We start from the raw sequence: 3,474 nt of genomic DNA, 5'->3' as shown, positions 1-3,474 counted from the left end.
TTGTTGTTTATCTACCAGAGCCCGGCCGTTGGCCGGGTTCACCCCTGAACGGACTTGTGGTTATTTATGGAAAAGTCGAAGTTGCGCAAAGTCGGTATGGGTTTAGCGTTAGTGGCAGTAACAGGATTGGCGTTCTACGCGGTGCAGGCACCGGCCGAGGCGCCGCAATACCTGACCGCGCCGGTTGAACGCAGTGACATCGAAAACGCGGTGCTCGCCACCGGGTTGCTCGAAGGCATCAAGCAAGTGGACGTCGGCGCGCAAGTGTCCGGGCAATTGAAGTCGCTCAAGGTCAAGGTCGGCGACAAGGTGAAGAAAGGGCAGTGGCTGGCGGAAATCGATCCGCTGGTGTTGCAGAACACCCTGCGTCAGGCCCAGGTCGATGAGGAGAACCTGCAAGCGCAAAAGCGCGCCACGCAAGCCCAGCTCAGGCAGACCAAGGCAATTTACGAGCGCTACAAGAACTTGCAGGACGACGCGTCGATCTCGCGCCAGGATTTCGAAAACGCCGAGTCGAACTATCAGGTTCAGCAGGCCAATCTGATGTCGCTGGACGCGCAGATCAAAAGCGCGCACATCCAGATCGACACGGCCAAGGTCAATCTGGCGTACACGCGGATTGTCGCGCCAATCGATGGCGACGTGGTCGGCGTGGTGACCCAGGAAGGGCAAACGGTGATCGCCAGCCAACTGGCGCCGGTCCTGCTGAAACTGGCGGATCTGGACACCATGACGGTGAAAGCGCAGGTGTCCGAGGCCGATGTGATTCACATCGCCCCGGGTCAGGAGGTGTACTTCACCATTCTTGGCGAGGACAAACGCTACTACGCGAAATTGCGCGGCACGGATCCGGCGCCACAGAACTTTCTTGAAACGCCGCCCGCCGGTACACCGAAGCAAAGCAGCGCGGTGTTCTACAACGCCTTGTTCGAGGTGCCGAACCCCGACCATCGTTTGCGCATATCGATGACCGCGCAGGTGCGCATTATCCTCGACACCGCCAAGGCTGTGCTGACCGTGCCGGTCGCAGCGCTCGGCCCGCGCAATGCCGATGGCAGTTTTCCGGTACGGGTGCTCGACGCCAAGGGCCACGCGCAGTCGCGCAATGTGCAGACCGGGATCAACAACAACGTCAAAGTGCAGATCAATGATGGTCTGGCTGAAGGTGATCGCGTGGTCATCGGTGATCCGCTGACCAATGTGGCGGGGGCCTGAGCATGACCGAGCCACTGTTACAGCTCACCGGCATCACCCGCAGTTTCACCGCGGGCGACCGCGAATTTCTTGCGTTGAAGAACATCAACCTGACGATCCATGCCGGGGAAATGGTCGCGATCATCGGCGCTTCCGGCTCCGGTAAATCGACGCTGATGAACATCCTCGGTTGCCTCGATTACGCCACCGCCGGCAGCTACAGGATCAGCGGCCAGGAAACCCGCGATCTGGACAATCAGGCCTTGGCCGAGCTGCGCCGCGACTACTTTGGTTTCATCTTTCAGCGTTACCACTTGCTGCCGCATTTGAGCGCGATGCACAACGTCGAGATGCCGGCTATTTACGCCGGCATACCGCAGCTTCAGCGCCATGCCCGCGCCCGCGAGTTATTGGCACGCCTGGGCCTGGAAGGGCATTTGACGCATCGGCCGAGCCAGCTTTCCGGCGGTCAGCAGCAACGGGTGAGTATCGCCCGGGCGTTGATGAACGGCGGTGAAGTGATCCTCGCCGACGAACCCACCGGCGCCCTCGACACCGCCAGCGGCAAGGAGGTGATGCGCATCCTGCTGGAGCTGCACGCGGCGGGGCACACGGTGATTCTGGTGACCCACGACCCGAAAGTCGCCGCCAATGCCGAGCGCATCATCGAAGTCAGCGACGGCGAAATCCTCAGCGACCGTGCCAACGAACGCGACACTACGCAGATGCTCAGCGACGAACCGGTAACGCCGAAAGCCACCGCCTCTCGACGTCTTGTTGCCAGTCTCGGTTTGTTCAAAGAGGCGTTCGCCATGGCTTGGGTGGCGTTGATTTCCCATCGCATGCGCACCTTGCTGACCATGCTTGGCATCGTCATTGGCATCACCTCGGTGGTGTCAATTTCAGCGGTCGGCGAGGGCGCGAAGAACTACGTGCTCAAGGACATCGCCGCGATTGGCAGCAACACCATCGATGTCTATCCCGGCAGCAGTTACGGCGACAAACGTGCAGCGGCCATCGAAACCCTGACACCGGCCGATGTCACCGCTTTGAATCAGCTGTACTACGTCGACAGCGCCACGCCGATGATCGGCCGCAGCCTGTTGCTGCGCTATCGCAATATCGACCTGGATGCGCAGGTCAACGGCGTCAGCGATCAGTACTTCAAAGTGCGCGGAATCAAGATGGCCGCCGGTATCCCCTTCAGCGAAAGCGATGCGCGGCGCCAGGCGCAGGTGGTGGTCATCGATCACAACACCCGGCAGCGCCTGTTCGGCCAGGATGTCGATCCGTTGGGCCAGGTGATCCTGATCGGCAACCTGCCGTGCACGGTGATCGGCGTGGCCGCGCAGGATAAAAGCCTGTTTGCCTCGGGCAAGACCCTCAACGTTTGGGTGCCCTACGAAACCGCCGCCGGGCGGGTGTTGGGCCAGCGTTATCTGGACAGCATCAGCGTGCGCATGAAGGACGGCCAGCCGAGCAAAGTGGTGGAAGAGCACGTTACCCAACTGTTGCTGCAACGCCACGGCACCAAGGATTTCTTCACCAACAACCTCGACAGCGTCTTGCAGACCGTGCAGAAAACCAGCCGCTCACTGGCGTTGCTGCTGTCGCTGATTGCGGTGATTTCCCTGGTCGTCGGCGGTATCGGGGTGATGAACATCATGCTGGTGTCGGTGACCGAGCGGACCCGCGAGATCGGCATTCGCATGGCGGTAGGTGCGCGGCAGTCGGACATTCGTCAGCAGTTTCTGGTGGAGGCGGTGATGGTTTGCTTGTTGGGCGGAGCGATCGGGATATCTCTGTCGTATGCCATCGGGCATCTGTTTTCGGTGTTTATCAAGGAATGGGAGATGGTGTTCTCGCTGGCGTCAGTGCTGACGGCGGTAGTGTGCTCGACCTTGATTGGCGTTGTGTTTGGCTTTGTGCCGGCGCGGAATGCTTCGCGGCTTGATCCGATTGAGGCGTTGGCGCGGGATTAAGGGCCGACCCTCACCCTAGCCCTCTCCCGGAGGGAGAGGGGACTGATCGCGGTGTTCTTTCGAGTTACACCGACGTGGGATACTGAGCCGAACTCAGGTTTTGAACAGCACAAAAATCGGCTCCCTTTCCCCCTCACCCCCCCTGGGGGAGAGGGCTGGGGTGAGGGGGTAGATCCCACTGACCCACCGCGAAACCTCGAACCACCGCCATCCAGAATTGCCATCAATAAACACAACGCCGTGAGCGCGTTTAAATTACACGAACCGTTACGTCATAACGCCTACAACACCTTGCGTC

2 protein-coding genes are annotated in these 3,474 nt (G+C 60.2%); both read left to right on the top strand.

The annotated features are described in order from the left end of the window. Positions 1-66 precede the first annotated feature (66 nt). A complete protein-coding gene (gene macA / locus ACZ0A4_RS11405; protein WP_463574749.1) occupies positions 67-1,215 on the top strand; it encodes a macrolide transporter subunit MacA in 1,149 nt (382 codons plus the stop codon). 2 nt (positions 1,216-1,217) lie between these two features. Further along, a complete protein-coding gene (locus ACZ0A4_RS11400) occupies positions 1,218-3,176 on the top strand; it encodes a MacB family efflux pump subunit (protein WP_463574748.1) in 1,959 nt (652 codons plus the stop codon). The last annotated feature ends 298 nt before the right edge of the window (positions 3,177-3,474 follow it).

This window comes from Pseudomonas sp. AC172, assembly GCF_979258595.1.
This window is presented reverse-complemented; position numbering and strand designations above follow the sequence as displayed.

What these genes read in the sequence shown, in the direction of transcription:
- macA (WP_463574749.1), top strand. Translation starts at nt 67, where the DNA reads ATGGAAAAGTCGAAGTTGCGCAAAGTCGGTATGGGTTTAGCGTTAGTG.
- ACZ0A4_RS11400 (WP_463574748.1), top strand. Translation starts at nt 1,218, where the DNA reads ATGACCGAGCCACTGTTACAGCTCACCGGCATCACCCGCAGTTTCACC.